This is a genomic window from Aminobacter sp. GW821-FHT11F06 (assembly GCF_058808215.1).
Genome location: NZ_JBXARL010000003.1, coordinates 596197 through 613840 on the forward strand (window position 1 = coordinate 596197; position 17644 = coordinate 613840).

Here is a 17644-nt window from a genome sequence, read left to right on the forward strand (position 1 = left end):
ACAGGGCGCGCGGCCAGAAATGTGACAAACGGACTCCGAACGTTATGAAACCGGCCGGCGTCCCATGCATTTTCTCTCCGACAGCCCGCCTGGCGGGCCGTTTTTGAAAGGAGATTGTTATGAAAAAGCTCATTCTCGCGTCTGTTTCTGCCATCGCGCTGTTTGGCATTGCAGCCTGTAGCGACAACAAGACCGACAGCACGACCACCGAGAGCGTGAAGCCGCCTGCAACCGAGCAGCCGGCACCGGCGACGCCTCAGGCCTCGCCACCGGCGGTCGACAAATCAACAACCCAGGGCATCACGCCGACGCCTGAGACAGGCACGAGCGGCGATATGCAGAACCACGACACGATGCAGCCCAAGCCTGTAGAGCCGGCTGCCCCTGCGCAGTAAGTCAGCGGGAGGAGGAAAGGCCGGAGCTTTAAGGCTCCGGCCTTTCCTGGTCTCAGCGCGCGATCCGGGCGCGTCGGCCCAGTGCGACGATGGCGATGACGGCGAGCGCGAAAAGCACGGTTTCGCCGCTGACATTCTCCTTCAGCAGGAAGGCCGAAATGGCGAGCGTGACGAAGGATTGCAGCAGCTGAACCTGGCTGACCCGCGCAATGCCGCCCATGCCGAGCCCGACATTCCAGGCAAAGAAGCCAAGGAACATCGAGCCGAAGCTCAGATAGAAAAACGAAAATGTGGCGGCTGGGGAGGCGTCGGCGAACTCCTGATGCCAGCTCCATAGCGCTCCGGGTATCGAGATCGGCGCGGTCAGGATCAGCGACCAGCAGATGACTTCCCAGCCCGGCATGTGGCGCGACAGCTTGCCTGACACGACATAACCCAGGCTCGCGGAAAGCGCCGCGAGAAACAGGAACAGGTCGCCGGTGGTCAGGCTCATGCCGTTGTCGCGCATGGCAAAGGCCACGACCAGGGCAGCACCCGCGACACCGCAAATCCAGAAGAATACCGACGGCCGCTCACCGCCGATCAGGGCGGCGAAGATGCTGGTTGCCAGGGGCAGAACGCCGAGCACGACGCCGCCATGCGAGGCCGGCACCGTCTGCATGGCGATGGAGGAGAAGATCGGAAAGCCGAACACCAAAAGCAGGCCGGCGAGGAAAAGCGCCGGCGCATCGCCTTTGGGAAACCGCTTGCGCAGGACCAAGAGCAGCAGGGCTGCGGCAAGCGAGGCCATGGCAGCGCGGCCATGCGTTACGAACCATGGCGAAAAGGTCGTCAGCGCAACGCGCGTCGCCGGCAAGGTGCCACCAAAGATGACGACGCCGAGCGTGCCCAGGGCAAGACCGACGGTCTCGCGGGAAAATGTGTGTGCCGGTTGGGTGGTGTTGCGCGCGTCCATGGCGCAAATCGATAGCGAGGCTTGAGTTTTTCGTCGTGCATTTTCCTTTGGTCCAGAGTTTTGGTCCAGAAGCACCATTGCCGACAAAGTTATCTGTCCTGCGCAATGGCATCTCGCAATTGCGAATGTTTCATCCTAAGAAGCGGCCATGTCGATTTGGGACCGTCTCGGCGACTTCATCGCGCGTATCTCGGCGTCGGCGGCAAACGGCGTTTCCGATGTCGTGGAAGCCGTCCGCACCATCTTTTCAGGCGATGCCGAGCTGCGCCGCCGCGTTGCCTTTTCGGTGGCGATGATCGCGCTGTCGGCCAAGATGGCCAAGGCCGACGGCGTGGTGTCCCAGGACGAGGTTCGCGCCTTCTACGAAATATTCGCCGTTCCGCCCGAGCACGCCCGCGACGTGGCGCGCCTTTACGATATCGCCCAGAAAGATGCCGCCGGCTACGAATTCTATGCCGAGCGCATGGCGCGGCTGTGCGGCTCGGGGCACCCCAATTGCGGCATGCTCGAGGACATCCTCGACGGGCTGTTCCACATCGCCAAGGCGGACGGGATGCTGCACCAGCGCGAAAGCACCTTCCTGCACCGCGTGTCCGAGATATTCCGCATCGAAGAGGTGCACTACCAGACGATCCTGGCGCGCCACCTCGATCTTGGCGAGGCTGACCCCTATCGCGTGCTCGGCATCGAGCGCGGCAGGTCGTTTGAAGATGTGCGCAAGCACTATCGCAAGCTTGTCGCCAGCAACCATCCCGATAAGCTGATCGCGCGCGGCCTGCCTGAGGAGTTCATCAGGATCGCCACGACACGCATCGCCGCGATCAACGCGGCCTACGAGATGATCGAAAGGGGATTGCGGCACGCATGAGCGGTTTTCAGCCCGACCACCCGCATGCCGAGGTACGGCTTTCGCCCAATTTCGGGCAGCGGCGCGACGAGATGAAACCCGACATGATCGTGCTGCACTATACCGGCATGGCGACCGGTGAAAGCGCCGAGGCCTGGCTGTGCGATCCGGCCAGCGAGGTGTCGTCGCATTATCTGGTGCACGAGGATGGCCGCGTCGTGCAGATGGTGCGCGAAGGCGACCGCGCCTGGCATGCCGGCAAAAGCTCCTGGCGCGGCCAGACGGACATAAATTCCTGCTCGATCGGCATCGAGATCGTCAATCCCGGCCATGCGCTCGGCTATCGCTCGTTTCCCAAGCGGCAGATGGAGGCGGTGATCGCGCTCTGTCTCGGTATCGTCGAACGCCATGATGTGGCGCCCGAACGCGTGCTGGCGCATTCGGATGTCGCACTCGGACGCAAGGTAGACCCGGGCGAGAAGTTTTCCTGGCGGATGTTGTTCGACGCCGGCGTAGGTCATTGGGTCGCACCTTCGCCGCGCAATGGGCGCACGATTCTGCAACCGGGGGAGGTCGGCTCCGCGGTGGAGGAGCTGCAGTCGATGCTGGCGCTTTATGGCTACGGCGTCGAGATCACTGGCCATTTCGATGCCCAGACAGCGGTAACTATCCAAGCTTTTCAACGACATTTCCGCACAAGTTGCGTCAACGGCGTGGCTGATGCCTCGACTTTTTCGACCTTGCGCCGGCTGCTTTCATCGCTTCAAGGAAGCCTTGACTAGATCAGGTAGCTGATTCGCAAAGGTTACAATCTGTCACTCAATGTGACTTGTCCGGTCATTTTTCCCGCCAGTTCCCCCCGCAAATGCATCGTCGTGCAAGGCGCCGGCTAATCCTGCCAACGCCCCGAAGAGGGCCCCGGCGTCAGGAAGGGATGCTGCGCGTTGTTTTCGCGCGGCCTATTCGAGAACAAGGATAATATGAAGAATCTGACCGTTGTTGCGGTGGCATTAGCCGCCGGCCTGATTTCTTTTGCCGCTCACGCCCAAGAGGGTGCTGTTCGTGCCTCCAAGGCGATCATCGAAACCACCCAAAAAGCCAAGACGAACAAGGCGGCCGACGATTGCCCCTATCTGTTCGGGTGCAGCTCCAAGAAGGAAGCTGCCGTTGACGATTTCAAGACCGCATCGATCGGCGCCAAGGGTGCCAGGACCGTCAAGGAACAGGCTGCGAAGAGCGCGAAGGCCTCCAATACGAACGCACCTTATGGTGAAATCGTCGCGCGTTATGCCTCGTCCTACGGCGTTCCGGTGTCGCTCGCGCACGCCGTGATCAGTGTCGAGAGCAACTATCGCCCGAATACGCGCGGTCGCGCTGGTGAAATCGGACTGATGCAGATCAAGCCGGCGACGGCTCGGATGATGGGTTATTCCGGCTCGGCAAGTGGGCTGTTCAACCCCGAAACAAACATCAAGTTTGGCATGAAGTACCTCGCCATGGCGCATGACCTCGGCGGCGGTACGACCTGCGGCACCATTCTCAAATACAATGCCGGCCATGCCGCCAAGCGCATGAACCCAACTTCGGCCGCCTATTGCAAAAAAGTGCAGGCCCGTATCGGCCGCTAACGACACGCCGACAGGATGGTTCCCGGCAAATGTTTTCGTTTGCCTTTTGCCGTGCGAACCATTCTATACGCCTTGCCAGCTGGCCGGGCGGCCGCACCTGCAATTGCCGAAAGGCAGCGGGTGAGGAAAGTCCGGGCTCCATGGATACACGGTGCCGGTTAATGGCCGGCGGGGGCGACCCCAGGGAAAGTGCCACAGAAAGCAAACCGCCGCGGTTTCCGCGGTAAGGGTGAAAGGGTGGGGTAAGAGCCCACCGCGCGACTGGCAACAGGAGCGGCACGGTAAACCCCACCGGGAGCAAAACCGAATAGGGGTGGTATGAGGGGCAACCCTCAGGGCTGTTTCCGGCTCACCGCCCGGGTAGGTTGCGTGAGGCGCATGGCAACATGCGTCCAAGATGAATGGTCGCCACGTTCCCGCGTCGCAAGGCGCGGGGGCCATACAAAACCCGGCTTATAGGCCAGCTGGCGCTGCCTTTTGCCCATGCCTTCAGTGTCTTGCGGCGATTTCCGCGTGCCTTGATTCAAGGCGCGGGGATTGCGCGCCTATAGACGCACCCTGCTGCATTCTTGAAAACGGTGCGATTTGATCGTACCTTCTTGCAAACAGGAGCCGCAGCCATGGGCCATGTCGACAAGCGCAGCATCACGCTCTCGCCCGAACTCGCCGCCGCCGTCGATGGTGCTGTCGATGCGGGCGAATATGCCTCCGCCAGCGAAGTCATCCGCGACGCGTTGCGGCTATGGAAAGAGCGCCGCGAGCTCTTTGGCCACACCATCGAGGAACTGCGCGCGCTGATCCAGGAAGGCATCGACAGCGGACCTGGGAAATTCGATACGATGGATCAGCTAAAAGCCGAGGCGCGCAAGCGGCTTGGCCAAACCGGCCACTGAGGCCGAAGGATGCGCATCAGGCGAACGGCGCGAGCCGAAGAAGACCTGATCGAAATCTGGTGCTATCTCGCCGTGCAAAACGAGAATGCGGCCGACCGCCTGCTTGACCGCTTCGAACAACGCTGGAACGGCCTCTTGTCTTACCCACATTTGGGCAAGGCCTGTCCCGACATCGCCGAGGGCATCAGAGTTCTGGGCGAGGGCGAGTACCTTATCTACTACCGCGTCGGTGAAAGAGACATTGTCATACTCCGGGTCCTGCATGGCCGGCGCAACATCACAGGCGACGACGTCGCTTCGTAGGCGTTCAAGCGACGATCCTGTCCAGCGACGCCTTGATCGCCTGCCACAGTTCCTCAACCGGTTCGCAGCCGACCGAAAGCCTGACAAACCCTGGCGGCACGGCATCGCCTCGGCGCGTGCGCCGCTCGGCAACGGTGTGGACGCCGCCGAATGACGTGGCTGCATGCATCAGTTCGCAACCGTTGATGAAATCCTCCGCCTTGTCTTCCGAAGCCACCACGAAGCTGATGAGAAAGCCGAAGCGCTCCATCTGGGCGCGCGCTAGATTGTGGGAGGGGTCACCTTCCAGGCCGGGGAAGCGTAACGAGCGGATCGCCGGGTGAGCCTTCAGGCGCGGGGCGATGATCTCGGCCGAAGAACACATGCGGTCGAAACGCAGTTCGAGCGTTTCGAGGCCGCGATGGACGAGCCAGGCCTCGAATGGCCCGGGAATGCCGCCTGCGGTCTGGCGCCAGTCGGCGACCGCGGTGATGATTTCGGCGTTGCGGCTGGCGACGTGGCCGAAGAGCACGTCTGAGTGACCATTGGGTGCCTTGGTGTCGGCGGCAACGACGATGTCGGCGCCGAGATCAAGCGGGCGTTGGCCGAAGGGCGTCATTGTGGTGTTGTCTACGACCAGCAGGCCGCCGGCCTTGTGCACGGCCTCAGCCACAGCGGCGATGTCGCAGATATCGAGCGTCGGGTTGGATGGGCTTTCGACAAAGACGAGGCGATAGCCGTCGAAACCGCCGTCGAGGAACGATGATGTCGGCCTGACGTCGCAAGTCACACCGAACGCGCCGAGGAAGCGGTCCGCCAGGATCCTGGTGGTGTGGTAGCCGTCGGAAGGCAGCAAGATGCGGTCGCCCGCTTTGAGCAGGGCGAAAAACACCGCCGAAATCGCGCCCATGCCCGACGGAAACGCCAGGCATGGCGCGTCTTCCAGATGCCCGAGCATCTCTTCCACCGCATCCCAGGTCGGATTGGAGAAGCGGCCATACTGGTTGAAGCCGGTGGCATCGCCAGGCGCATGAAAAATCGCCGCCATGGTCAAGGGCAGGGGGATCGGATCGCCGACGGAAAGCCTGGTGCTGCGCAGATGGGCAAGCGAGGCAGCGCGGGAATTGGACGTGTCGGTCATCGATAGGGCTCGTAGCTGCAATTGGTGGGCCTGACGACGCTACGGCTGCTTTTCGTCGAAAGCAATCAAATGGCCGTGTTCGGCTTGATGATGAGGCCTTGGCCGGTTGGCATAGACAAGACGTTGACGGACTTGCTGTCAGCGAATTCGTCCATTGCCACTTTCTGTGGGCGGTAGCCAAAGTAGGCATAATCATCAAGGAGGATCATGGCACCTGGAACGAGGCGGTCCCACAGATATTCCATGGCAGCAACTTCCGGAGGGCTGCAATTCATATCAATGCTGGCGAACGCGATCGCGTCCGAAGTAATCTGTGGCAACGTCTCGGGGATTGATCCGGGAATGATCACGACGTTCTGCCACTCAGCGAAGTTTTGGCGCACGGGTGCGATGTCGACGGTGTAGAAGCCGCTGTCTATTGCAGCCTGGTTCTTTTCTGGAGCGCCACAGCGAACTTCTTCCTCAGTTACAAAACGCAAGTCCAGGCCGTTGAACGTGTCGAGAAGGAAGAACCGTCGGTTCTGATTGTTCCAATTCAGATGTTGCATTATCGCGGACGATAGGAAACCTCGGTTTACGCCGCACTCTACAAAGTCGCCGGGCAGTCTCGCTGCTACCGAAGCGGCCCACAGGCCAACGTGCACGCGCCAATGCCAACAGTAGTCGGTTCCGGTCGCTTGCACCCCGCGTGCGTATGCGCGCGCAAAATCAGGCTGATACATGAATTCATGGTTGTGGGCCGTCCGCAGCCCGTCTTGTTCGTAAACCGACGGCTCAGGCGGCTGTGCGGGCTCGCTTGGTGGCTGGGAAATGAGGGACGAAACTGCATTGGCCATGTTGCTCCGCGAACGCAGAAAGTGGCTTAGCCTAGACATCTGAATATCCCCGATGAAATGTCGTAACCTTTCTCGCCTCGTTCCGCAGTCATGTCGAGGCCATTGTGCGTCAGAGTGGTGATCTGCCTCCGCCCTGTCGATGCGGCTTGGCTTCGCTGCTGCTCGGCTGAGCTTTGCCAGTCGATAACGCTTCGTTAGCCTTAATGGATCATAAAAAACGGAGCACCGTGAAAGCGCCCGAAAGGCTGGTCGTGGTGTCCAGTGTAGCCAGTTCCCGTTGACGCCCATATCACCCCATGTTATCCCAAATCGGTAACCATGATTTCGTTCCAGTAGAGGGTGAGGCGTTCGCCGATCCGGCTGCCGCGGCGGCTGCGGGTGGCGATGCATTGTCGGTCGACGGAGGCTGTCTGGAATTCTGGTTGGGCCGGGCCATTGGGGCGCGGACGACATGACGACGAGGGGCGCGGCCGCACAAACGGCCGGATCATGCGATGGATCGGTTTCTGTCAAATGCGGTGAACAGGATCGATGCGAAGGGACGGGTCTCCGTTCCGGCGCATTTCCGTGCCGTATTGCAGAAGCGCGGTTACACGGAGCTCTATGCGCTGAGGGCGCTCGATGTTCCGGCGCTGGATGTCGGCGGTCTCGACCTGCTCGACCGCTACGAACAGCGCATCGCGCAAGAAGATCCGTTCCTGCAGACGGCGGACGACATGTCCTTTTTCATCCATGGCGACAGCACCTTCCTGAAGCTCGACCAGGACGGGCGCATTTCGGTCTCGGATTTCCTGCGCGAGCATACCGGGATCACCACGGACGTGGCCTTTGTCGGGCGTGGACAGTTTTTTCAAATGTGGGAGCCGGAGCGACTGCGCGCCCATGGCGCGGAAGTTCGCTCGCGGCTGTTGAAGCTTCGGCAGGGGACGAAGCCTGGGGAGCGACCGGAATGATGGCGGGTCACGGCGATGGCCACGAGGGCGGACCGGCCCGCCACATCCCGGTTCTCCTCGCCGAGGTTTTGACTGCGCTCAATCCGCAGCCGGGCGACGTGATTGTCGACGGCACGTTCGGCGCTGGCGGCTACACCAAGGCCATCCTGGCAACTGGTGCGTCGGTGGTGGCGATCGACCGCGATCCAGATGCCATCGCTGCCGGGCGCGGACTTGAAGTACAATCGGGCGGCAAGCTGCGGCTGGTGCAGGCGCCGTTCTCCAGCCTCGACGAACATGTCGAACTTGTCGACGGGGTCGTGCTCGATATCGGCGTTTCCTCCATGCAGCTCGACCAGGCCGAGCGCGGCTTCTCGTTCCGTACAGATGGTCCGCTCGACATGCGCATGGCCAAGGCCGGCGCCAGTGCCGCCGATATCGTCAACCGCTTCAAGACGGGCGACCTCGCGCGCATCTTCGGTTTCCTCGGCGAGGAGCGCCATGCCGGGCGCATCGCCCGCATGATCGAAAGCCGCCGTGAACGGCGTCCGTTCGAACGCACGCTGGACCTGGCCGACGCCATCGAGACCCATATCGGTCGTGCTCCGAAAGACAAGATCCATCCGGCGACGCGGGTGTTCCAGGCGCTGCGCATCTATGTCAACGACGAGCTTGGCGAACTGGCGCGGGCGCTGTTTGCCGCCGAGCGCGCGCTCAAGCCCGGCGGACGGCTGGTCGTCGTCACCTTCCATTCGCTCGAGGACCGCATCGTCAAGCGTTTCATCACCGACCGCTCGTCCAGCCCGTCGCGTTCGCGCTACATGCCCGAACTCGAAACCATCGTCACGACCTTCGACAAGGCGGGCGGTGCGGTCGGACCAAGCGACGCCGAGACGGCCATCAACCCGCGTTCGCGTTCGGCCAAGCTGCGGGCTGCCGTCCGCACTGCTGCTGCGCCGCGCGGCGAAGACTTTTCCATTTTCGGACTTCCGAAGCTTCCCGACGTCAGTCAGTCGGGAGAAAGGTGAGCCAATGTTCCGCACCAGTGACATCGTGCTGATCGCCGTCATGGTTGGCGCCGCGGCATTCACCTACAAGACCAAGGACGAGGCCGAAAACCAGCTCAAAGCCGTCAACAAGATCGAGGCGCAGATCCGCTTCGAGGAAGACACGATCGACCTTTTGAAGGCCGACTGGAGCCTGCTCACCCAGCCGTCGCGGTTGCAGAAGCTGTCGCAGGCATACGAGTCCGAGCTCAAGCTCCAGCCGGTGGATGCACGGCAGATCGTCAATCTCAATGATCTGCCGGTGCGACCGTTGAGCATCGAAGACATTACGAGGGGGCGTTTCGGCGGTGTCGCCGAAGCCGCGCCGGACCAGACCGTGACCGGAGGGATTGCCCGATGATCGGCTTGCTCGGCAAAAAACGCAGCACTGGCAAAGGCAAGGACGCGTCGATCGTCGTCGACAGCGCGCGCAAGGCGAATGGCGGGCGCACGCGCAACCGCGTCGTCATGACCATGGCGGTGTTTTTCGGCATATATGCGACGATTGCCGGACGCCTCGTCTATCTCGGCATGCTGGACCCTGAAATGTCGAGCGGGCCTGAATCGCGCGTCACCGCCTCGCGTCCCGATATCGTCGACCGCAACGGCGAGGTCCTGGCCACTGACATCAAGACGGCCTCGCTGTTTGCCGAGCCGCGCCGCATCGTCGATGCCGACGAGGCGATCGAGAAGCTGTCGACTGTGCTGCCCGATATCGAGGTCGAGCAGACCTATCTCAAGCTCAAGAGCGGCACCGGCTTTGTCTGGCTCAAGCGCCAGCTGACGCCCAAGCAGCAGGCCGAGATCATGCAACTCGGCATTCCCGGCATCGGCTTCCGTACCGAAAAGCGCCGCTTCTATCCCGGCGGCGAGACGGCCTCGCATATCGTTGGCCTGACCAACATCGACAACAAGGGCATTTCCGGTCTCGAAAAATACATCGACGACCAGGGTCTCGCCGATCTCCAGGCCTCGGGGTTGGCGATCGCCAAGGACCTCAAGCCGGTCAAGCTGTCGATCGACCTGCGTGTTCAGCACATCGTTCGCGACGAACTCGTCATTGCGCTCGAAAAATACAAGGCGATCGCCGCGGGTGCTGTCGTGCTCAACGTCAAGACGGGCGAAGTGCTCGCCATGGGCTCGGTGCCTGATTTCGACCCTAACAACCCGTATAATGCCCAAGACAAGGATCGGCTGAACCGCATGTCGGCTGGCCTGTACGAGATGGGCTCGACGATCAAGAGCTTCACCACCGCCATGGCGCTCGATTCCGGCAAGGTGACACTCAATTCCACCTTCGACGCGAGCCGGCCGATCACCATCGGACGCCAGACCATCCGCGACTTTCACGGCAAGGGCAGGGTGCTGACCGTGCCCGAGGTGTTCATTTATTCGTCCAACATCGGCTCGGCGCGCGAGGCCGACGTTGTCGGTATCGAAGGCCATCGCGAGTTTTTGAAGCGCATGGGGCTGCTCGACCGCATGCAGACCGAGCTGCCCGAGGTTGCGCGCCCGACTGAACCGAAAGTCTGGAAGAAGGTGCACTCGATCACGATCGCCTTCGGCCACGGCATGTCGACGACGCCGCTGCAGACAGCAGTGGGTGCGGCTGCGCTGATGAATGGTGGCCGGCTGATTGAGCCGACCTTCCTGATGCGCACCGAAGCCGAGGCCAACGCTGCCTCAACCCAGGTGGTCAAGCCCAAGACCAGCGAGGACATGAAGTATCTCTACACGCTCAATGCGACCAAGGGCTCCGGCGGTTCGGGCGCACGGGCGCAGGTTGAAGGCTACCGCGTCGGTGGCAAGACCGGCACCGCCGAAAAGGTTGTCAACGGCCGCTACTCCTCGGACGTTCGCTTCAACGCCTTTGTTGCTGCATTCCCGATGGATGATCCACAGTATGTCGTGCTGACCATCGTCGACGAGCCCAAGCCTGAACATGCGGGAGTGGGCGCAACTGCAGGCTTCAATGCCGCTCCGATGGTTGCCAACATCATTCGCCGCTCAGCGCCCCTACTTGGCGTGAAGCCAGAATTCAGCCACGAAAGTGGTGCAACGCTGGCCTCCTACCCCTGATTCTTGAGGCGCGCCGTGGTGGCGCGCCACTTTGTATGTAGCGAACGGAACTCGATGAAACTATTTGACCTTGCCGGTATCCTGCCCGTCGATGGGGTTTTGCCCAGAGATGTCGAGGTGAGCGGGGTTTCTTCGGATTCGCGGCAGGTGAATGCCGGGACCGTTTTCTTTGCCGTCTCCGGCAGCAAGGCCGATGGCGCGGCTTATGCCGGCGACGCGGCCAAGCGCGGCGCTGTGGCTGTCGTTGCGGCCAAAGGCACAGACCTTGCTTCGGTCGGCGTTCCAGTCATTTCGGTTGACGATCCGCGCCAGGCATTGGCGCTTGCAGCCGCCAGGTTCTACGGTCGCCAGCCCGAAACCATGGTTGCCGTCACCGGCACCAGCGGCAAGACCTCGGTCGCAGCCTTCACCCGCCAGATCTGGAAGCATGCTGGTTATGCCGCCGCCAGCATCGGCACGACGGGCGTTGTTGCGCCCGGGCGCAACGAATACGGCCAGTTGACGACGCCTGACCCGGTCGCCCTGCACAAGCTGCTTGCTGAACTCGCCGATTCAGGGGTGACCCACGCTTCGATGGAGGCGTCGAGCCACGGCCTCGACCAGCGTCGCCTCGATGGTGTGCGGCTGGCAGCCGGAGGCTTCACCAATCTCGGTCGCGATCACATGGATTACCATCCGACCGTCGAGGACTATCACCGCGCCAAGCTGCGCCTGTTCGACACGCTCCTGCCCAAGGGCGCGCCGGCTGTTATCTTCGCCGACGATCCGTGGTCTGAGCCCACCATCAACGCCGCGCGTACCGCAGGGCTCAATGTGCTGACTGTCGGCCGCAACGGCCAGTTCCTCGCCCTTAAACGGGTCGAGCACGAACGCCATCGGCAGCGCGCCGAAATCGAATGCGGCGGGGTGATCTACGAGATCGACCTGCCATTGGCCGGTGATTTCCAGGTTTCCAATTCGCTCGTTGCCGCAGGTCTTGCGATTGCTACCGGTACCGACGTCGCCAAGGCGCTTGCAGCACTCGAACATCTCGAAGGTGCGCCCGGACGGCTCGATCTCGTCGGCACCAAGGCGAATGGCGCCCCAGTCTATGTCGACTACGCCCACAAGCCCGACGCGCTGGAAAACGTTCTCGCAGCCGTTCGCCCGTTCACGACTGGCCGCGTCATCGTCGTTTTCGGCTGTGGTGGCGACCGCGACCGCGGCAAGCGTCCGATCATGGGCGAAATAGCCGCCCGTCTGGCTGACGTGACTATCGTCACCGACGACAATCCGCGCTCGGAAGTGCCTGAAAGCATCCGCGCGGCGATCATGGCGGCGGCTCCCGGTGCCATCGAGATCAGCGACCGCCGCCAGGCCATCCAGGATGCCGTCGGCATGCTGCACGCGGGCGACACGCTGATCGTTGCCGGCAAGGGCCACGAAGTGGGCCAGACCGTCGGCAGCGAAACGCTGCATTTCTCCGACCATGAGGAAGTCCGCAAGGCGCTTGCCGGAGTTGCGGCATGAGCCTTCTGTGGACCTCCGACGCTCTCGTTGAGGCAACAGATGGCCGCCCACTTGGCCAGATGCCAGAAGGCATCACTGGAATTTCCATCGACAGCCGCAGCCTCAAGCCCGGTGAAGCGTTTTTCGCCATCAAGGGCGATGCGATGGACGGCCACGACTTCGCCACCGCCGCCATCAAGGCCGGTGCTGGCCTTCTAGTCGTTGCCGAAGGCAAGCTGCCGGCGCTTGGGCGGCTGAGCACGCCGATGATCGTTGTGCCCGACGTGCTGGCGGCACTTGAAAAGGTCGGCATTGCGGCGCGTGCCCGTTCGCGGGCGCGCATCATCGCCGTCACCGGATCGGTCGGAAAGACCTCGACCAAGGAAGCGCTGCGCCACGCCTTGTCGTCCGTCGGCAAGGTGCATGCGTCGGCCGCCTCGTTCAACAACCACTGGGGCGTGCCGCTGACGCTGGCGCGCATGCCCGAGGATTGCGACTACGCCGTGTTCGAGATCGGCATGAACCATCCCGGCGAGATCAGCCCGCTGGTGCGCATGGTGCGCCCGCATATCGCGGTGCTGACGCTGATCGCCGCCGCTCATCTCGGTTTCTTCCGCAGTCTCGATGAGATCGCCAGGGCCAAGGCCGAGATATTCGAAGGCGTCGAGCCGGGCGGGGCGGTGCTGCTCAATCGCGACGATGGCCGCTTCAAGCTGCTCGAAAAATTCGCCCGCGCCTCCGGCATCGACAATGTCATGAGCTATGGCGAAAACGCCCGCGCCAACTTCCGCCTGCTCAAATGCACGCTGGAGGCCGATCATTCGATGATCGTCGCCCGCATCGGCGGCCGCGATGTTCCGGCCCGCATCGGCGCACCGGGGCGCCACATCGTCCAGAACGCGCTCGCAGTGCTGGGTGCTGCCCATCTCTGTGGCGCCGACGTTCCGACCGTTGCCACAGCGCTTGCGTCCATGACGGCTGAGAGCGGACGCGGGCAGCGCCATATCCTGCAGCTTCCGAATGGGCCGATCACGCTTATCGATGAAAGCTACAACGCCAATCCTGCCTCGATGAAGGCGGCGATCGAACTGCTCGACGCAACGCCCATCTATGGTGCCGGCCGGCGTATCGCCGTTCTTGGCGACATGCTGGAGCTTGGCAGCCATTCGGCCAAGTTGCATGCAGCGCTTGCCGAGCTTATCGGTTCAACCCGGACCGACATGGTTCTGATGGCCGGTCCGGAAATGAAGGCACTTGCCGATACGCTGCCCGAGGGGTTCAGGGCGGAGTATCGCACCGGTGTCGAAGAGCTGAAATCCGTCCTCTTCAAGACGCTTCAGCCCGGCGACGCCGTCATGATCAAGTCATCAAAGGGCATTGGCTTCAACCGGCTGGTTGACGCGCTCATCAAGACATTCCCGGCGCAGGCCGGCAACACAACACCGACCTGACGGGGTCTCGGGGGACCGATACTTATGCTAACTTTGCTTGTCGATTTCGCGGACAAGGTGTCGTTCTTCAACGTCTTCCGCTACATCACCTTCCGCACCGGTGGCGCGCTGATCACCTCGGCGTTGATCGTGTTCATCTTCGGTCCGGCGATCATCAATGCTTTGCGCCTGAGGCAAGGCAAGGGCCAGCCAATCCGCGCCGACGGCCCGCAGACCCACTTCAAGAAGGCCGGCACGCCGACCATGGGCGGGCTGATGATCCTGTGCGGCATCATCGGCTCGACGCTGTTGTGGGCCAACATCGCCTCCGTCTACGTCTGGGTGGTGCTGTTCGTCACGCTCGGCTTCGGTGCCATCGGTTTTTATGACGACTACCTCAAGGTCACCAAGCAGTCGCATCTCGGTCTTTCCGGCAAGGCGCGTCTCGGCATCGAGTTCGTGATCGCCGCCATCGCCGCCTGGATCATCATGCATAATGGCCAGGCGCCGTTCTCGTCGTCGCTGACCTTCCCCTTCTTCAAGGATTTCCTGCTCAATCTCGGCTGGTTCTTCATCCCCTTCGCCTGCTTCGTCATCGTAGGTGCCGGCAATGCGGTGAACCTGACCGACGGCCTCGACGGCCTCGCCATCGTTCCGATCATGATCGCAGCGGCGTCCTTCGGCGTCATCGCCTACCTCTCGGGCAATGCTGTCTTCGCCGAATATCTGCAGATCCATTTCGTGCCCGGCACCGGCGAACTCGCCGTCATCCTGGGCGCGGTCATTGGTGCTGGCCTCGGCTTCTTGTGGTTCAACGCGCCACCCGCCGCCATCTTCATGGGCGACACCGGGTCGCTGGCGCTCGGCGGCCTGATTGGCACCGTTGCAGTCACCACCAAGCACGAGATCGTCATGGCGATCGTCGGTGGCCTGTTTGTCATGGAAGCACTCTCGGTCATCATCCAGGTCGGCTTCTTCAAGCTGACCGGACGGCGGGTGTTCCTGATGGCGCCGATCCACCACCATTTCGAAAAACTTGGCTGGACCGAGAGTCAGGTCGTCATTCGCTTCTGGATCATTGCTGTTATTCTGGCGCTGATCGGCCTTTCCACCCTCAAGCTGCGCTGAGGCCTCATATGATCCCCGCCACCTCATTTCAGGGAAAGCGAGTAGCTCTCTTCGGCCTCGGCGGCTCGGGGATTGCGACCGCGCGTGCATTGAGCGAGGGTGGGGCCGACGTGCTCGCCTGGGACGATAACCCCGAAAGCGTGGCCAAGGCTGCCGCCGAAGGCATAGCCACAGGCGACCTGCGCGGAGCCGACTGGGCCGGCATCTCGTCCTTTGTGCTTTCGCCCGGCGTTCCACTGACCCATCCCAAGCCGCATTGGACGGTGGAACTGGCGCGCGGTGCGGGCGTCGAGATCATCGGCGACATCGAGCTGTTCGCGCGCGAGCGGATCGCGACTGCCCCGACAGCGCCGTTCATCGCCATCACCGGCACCAACGGCAAGTCGACGACGACGGCACTGACCGCGCACATCCTGCAGTCGGCTGGGCGCGACACGCAGATGGGCGGCAATATCGGCCGCGCCGTGATGACGCTCGATCCGCCGCGGCCCGACCGCCACTATGTCGTCGAGTGCTCGTCCTACCAGATCGATCTCGCGCCCTCGATCAACCCGACTGCCGGCATCCTGCTCAATCTGACGCCCGATCATCTCGACCGTCACGGCACCATGCAGCACTACGCCACGATCAAGGAGCGGTTGGTCGCCGGCAGCGAAACCGCGATCATCGGCGTCGACGATATCTATTGCGCCCAGATCGCCGACCGGCTCGAGCGCGTCGGCAAGCAAGTCGTGCGGATATCCAAGCGCCTGCCTTTGACCGACGGTTATTTCGCTGACGGCGCCGATCTGATGGAAGCAATCGACGGCCGCTACAGCCGCATCGCCTTCCTCGAAGGCATCGGTTCGCTGCGCGGCCAGCACAACGCGCAGAACGCCCTTGCCGCTGTTGCCGCCTGCCTCAAGGTCGGGCTCGACCTCGGCGAGATCCAGGCCGGGCTCGAGAGCTTTCCGGGCCTCGCGCACCGCATGGAGCAGGTTGGCCGCAAGGGGCATGTTCTGTTCGTCAACGATTCCAAGGCGACCAATGCCGACGCGGCGGCACCGGCTTTGTCGAGCTTCCCGCGCATCTACTGGATCGCCGGTGGCCTGCCCAAGGAAGGCGGCATCGAGCCGCTGCGCAGCCTGTTTCCGCGCATCGCGCGCGCCTATCTGATCGGCGAGGCGGCACCCGCCTTTTCCGCGACGCTCGGCGAGGCGGTGCCTTACGAGATATCGGGCACGCTAGCTGCCGCGGTCGAACATGCGGCTGAAGACGCCGCCAAGGACGACAGCAGCGAAGCGGTGATCCTGTTGTCGCCGGCCTGCGCCAGTTTCGACCAGTTCAAGAATTTCGAGATTCGCGGCGAAGCCTTCAGGCAAGCTGTGAATGCTATTGATGGCGTCAGCGCTATCGGAGGGGCAAGATAATGGCCAGCCGTCTCGACAGAAGTCCCGTTGCCTTGTGGTGGTGGACGGTCGATCGCTGGTTCCTCGCGGCATTCCTGTCGCTGATGGGACTGGGCATCGTGCTTTCATTCGCCGCAAGCCCCGCCGTTGCCGAGCGCATCGGCCTGGGCAGCTTCCACTTTGCCACCCGCCAGATCATCTTCACGATCCCTGCGCTGCTGGTGATGATCGCGGTATCATTCCTCGATACCAGGCAGATCAGGCGCATGGCGCTGGTGATGCTGTGCATCATGCTGGTGATGATGGTGGCCGTGCTGTTCATCGGCGTCGAGGTGAAGGGCGCCAGGCGCTGGGTTTCTCTCGCCGGCATTTCCATCCAGCCATCGGAGTTCCTCAAGCCGGCCTTTGTCGTCATCTGCGCCTGGCTGTTTGCCGAGCATGAACGCCAGCCCGACATTCCGGGCAACCTCTTCGCCATGATCCTGCTTGGCCTCGTGGTGGCGCTGCTGGTCGCCCAGCCCGATCTTGGCCAGACAATGCTGGTGCTCGGCACCTGGGGCGTGATGTTCTTCATGGCAGGGATGTCGTGGTTCTGGATCGTCGCGCTTGGCGCTGTCGGTGTCGGCGGCCTGTTTGCCGCCTATACGATCTTTCCGCACGTCGCTGGCCGTATCGACCGCTTCATGACAGGCGAGGGCGATACCTTCCAGGTCGACATGGGCCGCGATGCCATCATCAATGGCGGCTGGTTCGGCGTCGGGCCGGGCGAAGGCACGGTCAAGCGCGTCATCCCCGACAGCCACGCCGACTTCGTCTTTTCGGTCGCGGGCGAAGAGTTCGGCATCATCTTGTGCCTGATCATCATGGCGATCTTCGCCTTCATCGTGCTGCGGGGCCTGCGCACGGCGCTCAAGGAACACGATGATTTCACCCGTTATGCGGTGGCAGGCCTGGTTGTCGTCTTCGGTCTCCAGTCGGTCATCAACATGGGCGTGAACCTCCAACTGATGCCGGCCAAGGGCATGACGTTGCCGTTCATCTCCTATGGCGGCTCGTCGCTGATCGCGATTGCGATTTCGATGGGCATGGTGCTGGCGCTGACGCGCAAGAAACCCGAAAAGCTCAGGCCCAACAGTTTTGCCGCGATGCAGCGGCACGCAGTACCGGCCGAATAAC

The 17644-nt window shown here is 62.3% G+C and carries 18 protein-coding genes and 1 other RNA gene; 16 read left to right on the top strand and 3 right to left on the bottom strand.

Features of this window, described 5'->3' with window-relative positions:
* The first annotated feature begins 119 nt into the window (after positions 1-119).
* A complete protein-coding gene (locus AC1RTB_RS10715) occupies positions 120-395 on the top strand; it encodes a hypothetical protein (protein WP_492881422.1) in 276 nt (91 codons plus the stop codon).
* A 52-nt stretch (positions 396-447) separates the two neighbouring features.
* Here AC1RTB_RS10715 and AC1RTB_RS10720 read toward each other — a convergent pair whose 3' ends face one another.
* Complete coding sequence (locus AC1RTB_RS10720; RefSeq protein WP_492881421.1) at positions 448-1350, bottom strand: DMT family transporter; 903 nt, start codon at positions 1348-1350, stop codon at positions 448-450.
* Positions 1351-1498: 148 nt separating this feature from the next.
* On the opposite strand from AC1RTB_RS10720, the gene AC1RTB_RS10725 reads away from it, so the two are divergent.
* The 6 genes from AC1RTB_RS10725 (at position 1499) to AC1RTB_RS10750 (ending at position 5021) form a co-directional block, all read left to right on the top strand.
* Positions 1499-2218 (top strand): TerB family tellurite resistance protein, encoded by a 720-nt coding sequence (locus AC1RTB_RS10725; RefSeq protein ID WP_492881420.1) that lies wholly within the window; start codon positions 1499-1501, stop codon positions 2216-2218.
* Positions 2215-2979, top strand: a complete 765-nt coding sequence (locus tag AC1RTB_RS10730; RefSeq protein ID WP_492881419.1) for an N-acetylmuramoyl-L-alanine amidase — start codon at positions 2215-2217, stop codon at positions 2977-2979. Before AC1RTB_RS10725 ends, AC1RTB_RS10730 begins: the two co-directional genes overlap by 4 nt.
* A gap of 198 nt (positions 2980-3177) precedes the next feature.
* Positions 3178-3825, top strand: coding sequence for a lytic transglycosylase domain-containing protein (locus tag AC1RTB_RS10735; RefSeq protein WP_492881418.1), 648 nt, complete (start codon positions 3178-3180; stop codon positions 3823-3825).
* A gap of 75 nt (positions 3826-3900) precedes the next feature.
* An RNA gene (gene rnpB / locus AC1RTB_RS10740) (RNase P RNA component class A) lies at positions 3901-4297 on the top strand.
* A 148-nt stretch (positions 4298-4445) separates the two neighbouring features.
* On the top strand, positions 4446-4718 hold the full coding sequence (locus AC1RTB_RS10745) for a type II toxin-antitoxin system ParD family antitoxin (RefSeq protein ID WP_492881417.1): 273 nt from the start codon (positions 4446-4448) through the stop codon (positions 4716-4718).
* Positions 4719-4727: 9 nt separating this feature from the next.
* The gene (locus AC1RTB_RS10750) at positions 4728-5021 is read left to right on the top strand and encodes a type II toxin-antitoxin system RelE/ParE family toxin (protein WP_492881416.1); all 294 of its coding nucleotides are present in this window, start codon (positions 4728-4730) and stop codon (positions 5019-5021) included.
* Positions 5022-5025: 4 nt separating this feature from the next.
* On the opposite strand, the gene AC1RTB_RS10755 is transcribed toward AC1RTB_RS10750, so the two are convergent.
* Together AC1RTB_RS10755 and AC1RTB_RS10760 are read right to left on the bottom strand one after the other, a co-directional pair.
* Positions 5026-6141 carry a cystathionine gamma-lyase gene (locus tag AC1RTB_RS10755; RefSeq protein ID WP_492881415.1) on the bottom strand — a complete coding sequence of 372 codons (1116 nt, stop codon included), beginning with the start codon at positions 6139-6141 and terminating at the stop codon, positions 5026-5028.
* Between the two features lie 65 nt (positions 6142-6206).
* Complete coding sequence (locus AC1RTB_RS10760) at positions 6207-6977, bottom strand: TylF/MycF/NovP-related O-methyltransferase (RefSeq protein WP_492881414.1); 771 nt, start codon at positions 6975-6977, stop codon at positions 6207-6209.
* A 494-nt stretch (positions 6978-7471) separates the two neighbouring features.
* Here AC1RTB_RS10760 and mraZ point away from each other — a divergent pair, with 494 nt between their 5' ends.
* Genes mraZ through ftsW form a run of 9 tightly spaced genes read left to right on the top strand, consistent with a single transcriptional unit; the run spans position 7472 to position 17643 of the window.
* Positions 7472-7930, top strand: a complete 459-nt coding sequence (mraZ, locus tag AC1RTB_RS10765; RefSeq protein WP_492881413.1) for a division/cell wall cluster transcriptional repressor MraZ — start codon at positions 7472-7474, stop codon at positions 7928-7930.
* Positions 7927-8937, top strand: a complete 1011-nt coding sequence (rsmH, locus tag AC1RTB_RS10770) for a 16S rRNA (cytosine(1402)-N(4))-methyltransferase RsmH (protein ID WP_492881412.1) — start codon at positions 7927-7929, stop codon at positions 8935-8937. Before mraZ ends, rsmH begins: the two co-directional genes overlap by 4 nt.
* A 4-nt stretch (positions 8938-8941) precedes the next feature.
* Complete coding sequence (gene ftsL, locus AC1RTB_RS10775) at positions 8942-9316, top strand: cell division protein FtsL (protein WP_492881411.1); 375 nt, start codon at positions 8942-8944, stop codon at positions 9314-9316.
* Positions 9313-11034, top strand: coding sequence for a peptidoglycan D,D-transpeptidase FtsI family protein (locus AC1RTB_RS10780; RefSeq protein WP_492881410.1), 1722 nt, complete (start codon positions 9313-9315; stop codon positions 11032-11034). Before ftsL ends, AC1RTB_RS10780 begins: the two co-directional genes overlap by 4 nt.
* A gap of 54 nt (positions 11035-11088) precedes the next feature.
* A complete protein-coding gene (locus AC1RTB_RS10785; RefSeq protein WP_492881409.1) occupies positions 11089-12543 on the top strand; it encodes a UDP-N-acetylmuramoyl-L-alanyl-D-glutamate--2,6-diaminopimelate ligase in 1455 nt (484 codons plus the stop codon).
* A complete protein-coding gene (locus AC1RTB_RS10790; protein ID WP_492881408.1) occupies positions 12540-13973 on the top strand; it encodes a UDP-N-acetylmuramoylalanyl-D-glutamyl-2,6-diaminopimelate--D-alanyl-D-alanine ligase in 1434 nt (477 codons plus the stop codon). The genes AC1RTB_RS10785 and AC1RTB_RS10790 overlap by 4 nt, the downstream gene beginning before the upstream one ends.
* A gap of 24 nt (positions 13974-13997) precedes the next feature.
* Positions 13998-15080, top strand: coding sequence for a phospho-N-acetylmuramoyl-pentapeptide-transferase (gene mraY, locus AC1RTB_RS10795; RefSeq protein ID WP_476798969.1), 1083 nt, complete (start codon positions 13998-14000; stop codon positions 15078-15080).
* A gap of 8 nt (positions 15081-15088) precedes the next feature.
* On the top strand, positions 15089-16489 hold the full coding sequence (gene murD, locus AC1RTB_RS10800) for a UDP-N-acetylmuramoyl-L-alanine--D-glutamate ligase (RefSeq protein WP_492881407.1): 1401 nt from the start codon (positions 15089-15091) through the stop codon (positions 16487-16489).
* Positions 16489-17643 (top strand): putative lipid II flippase FtsW, encoded by a 1155-nt coding sequence (ftsW, locus tag AC1RTB_RS10805; protein WP_492881406.1) that lies wholly within the window; start codon positions 16489-16491, stop codon positions 17641-17643. Before murD ends, ftsW begins: the two co-directional genes overlap by 1 nt.
* The last annotated feature ends 1 nt before the right edge of the window (position 17644 follow it).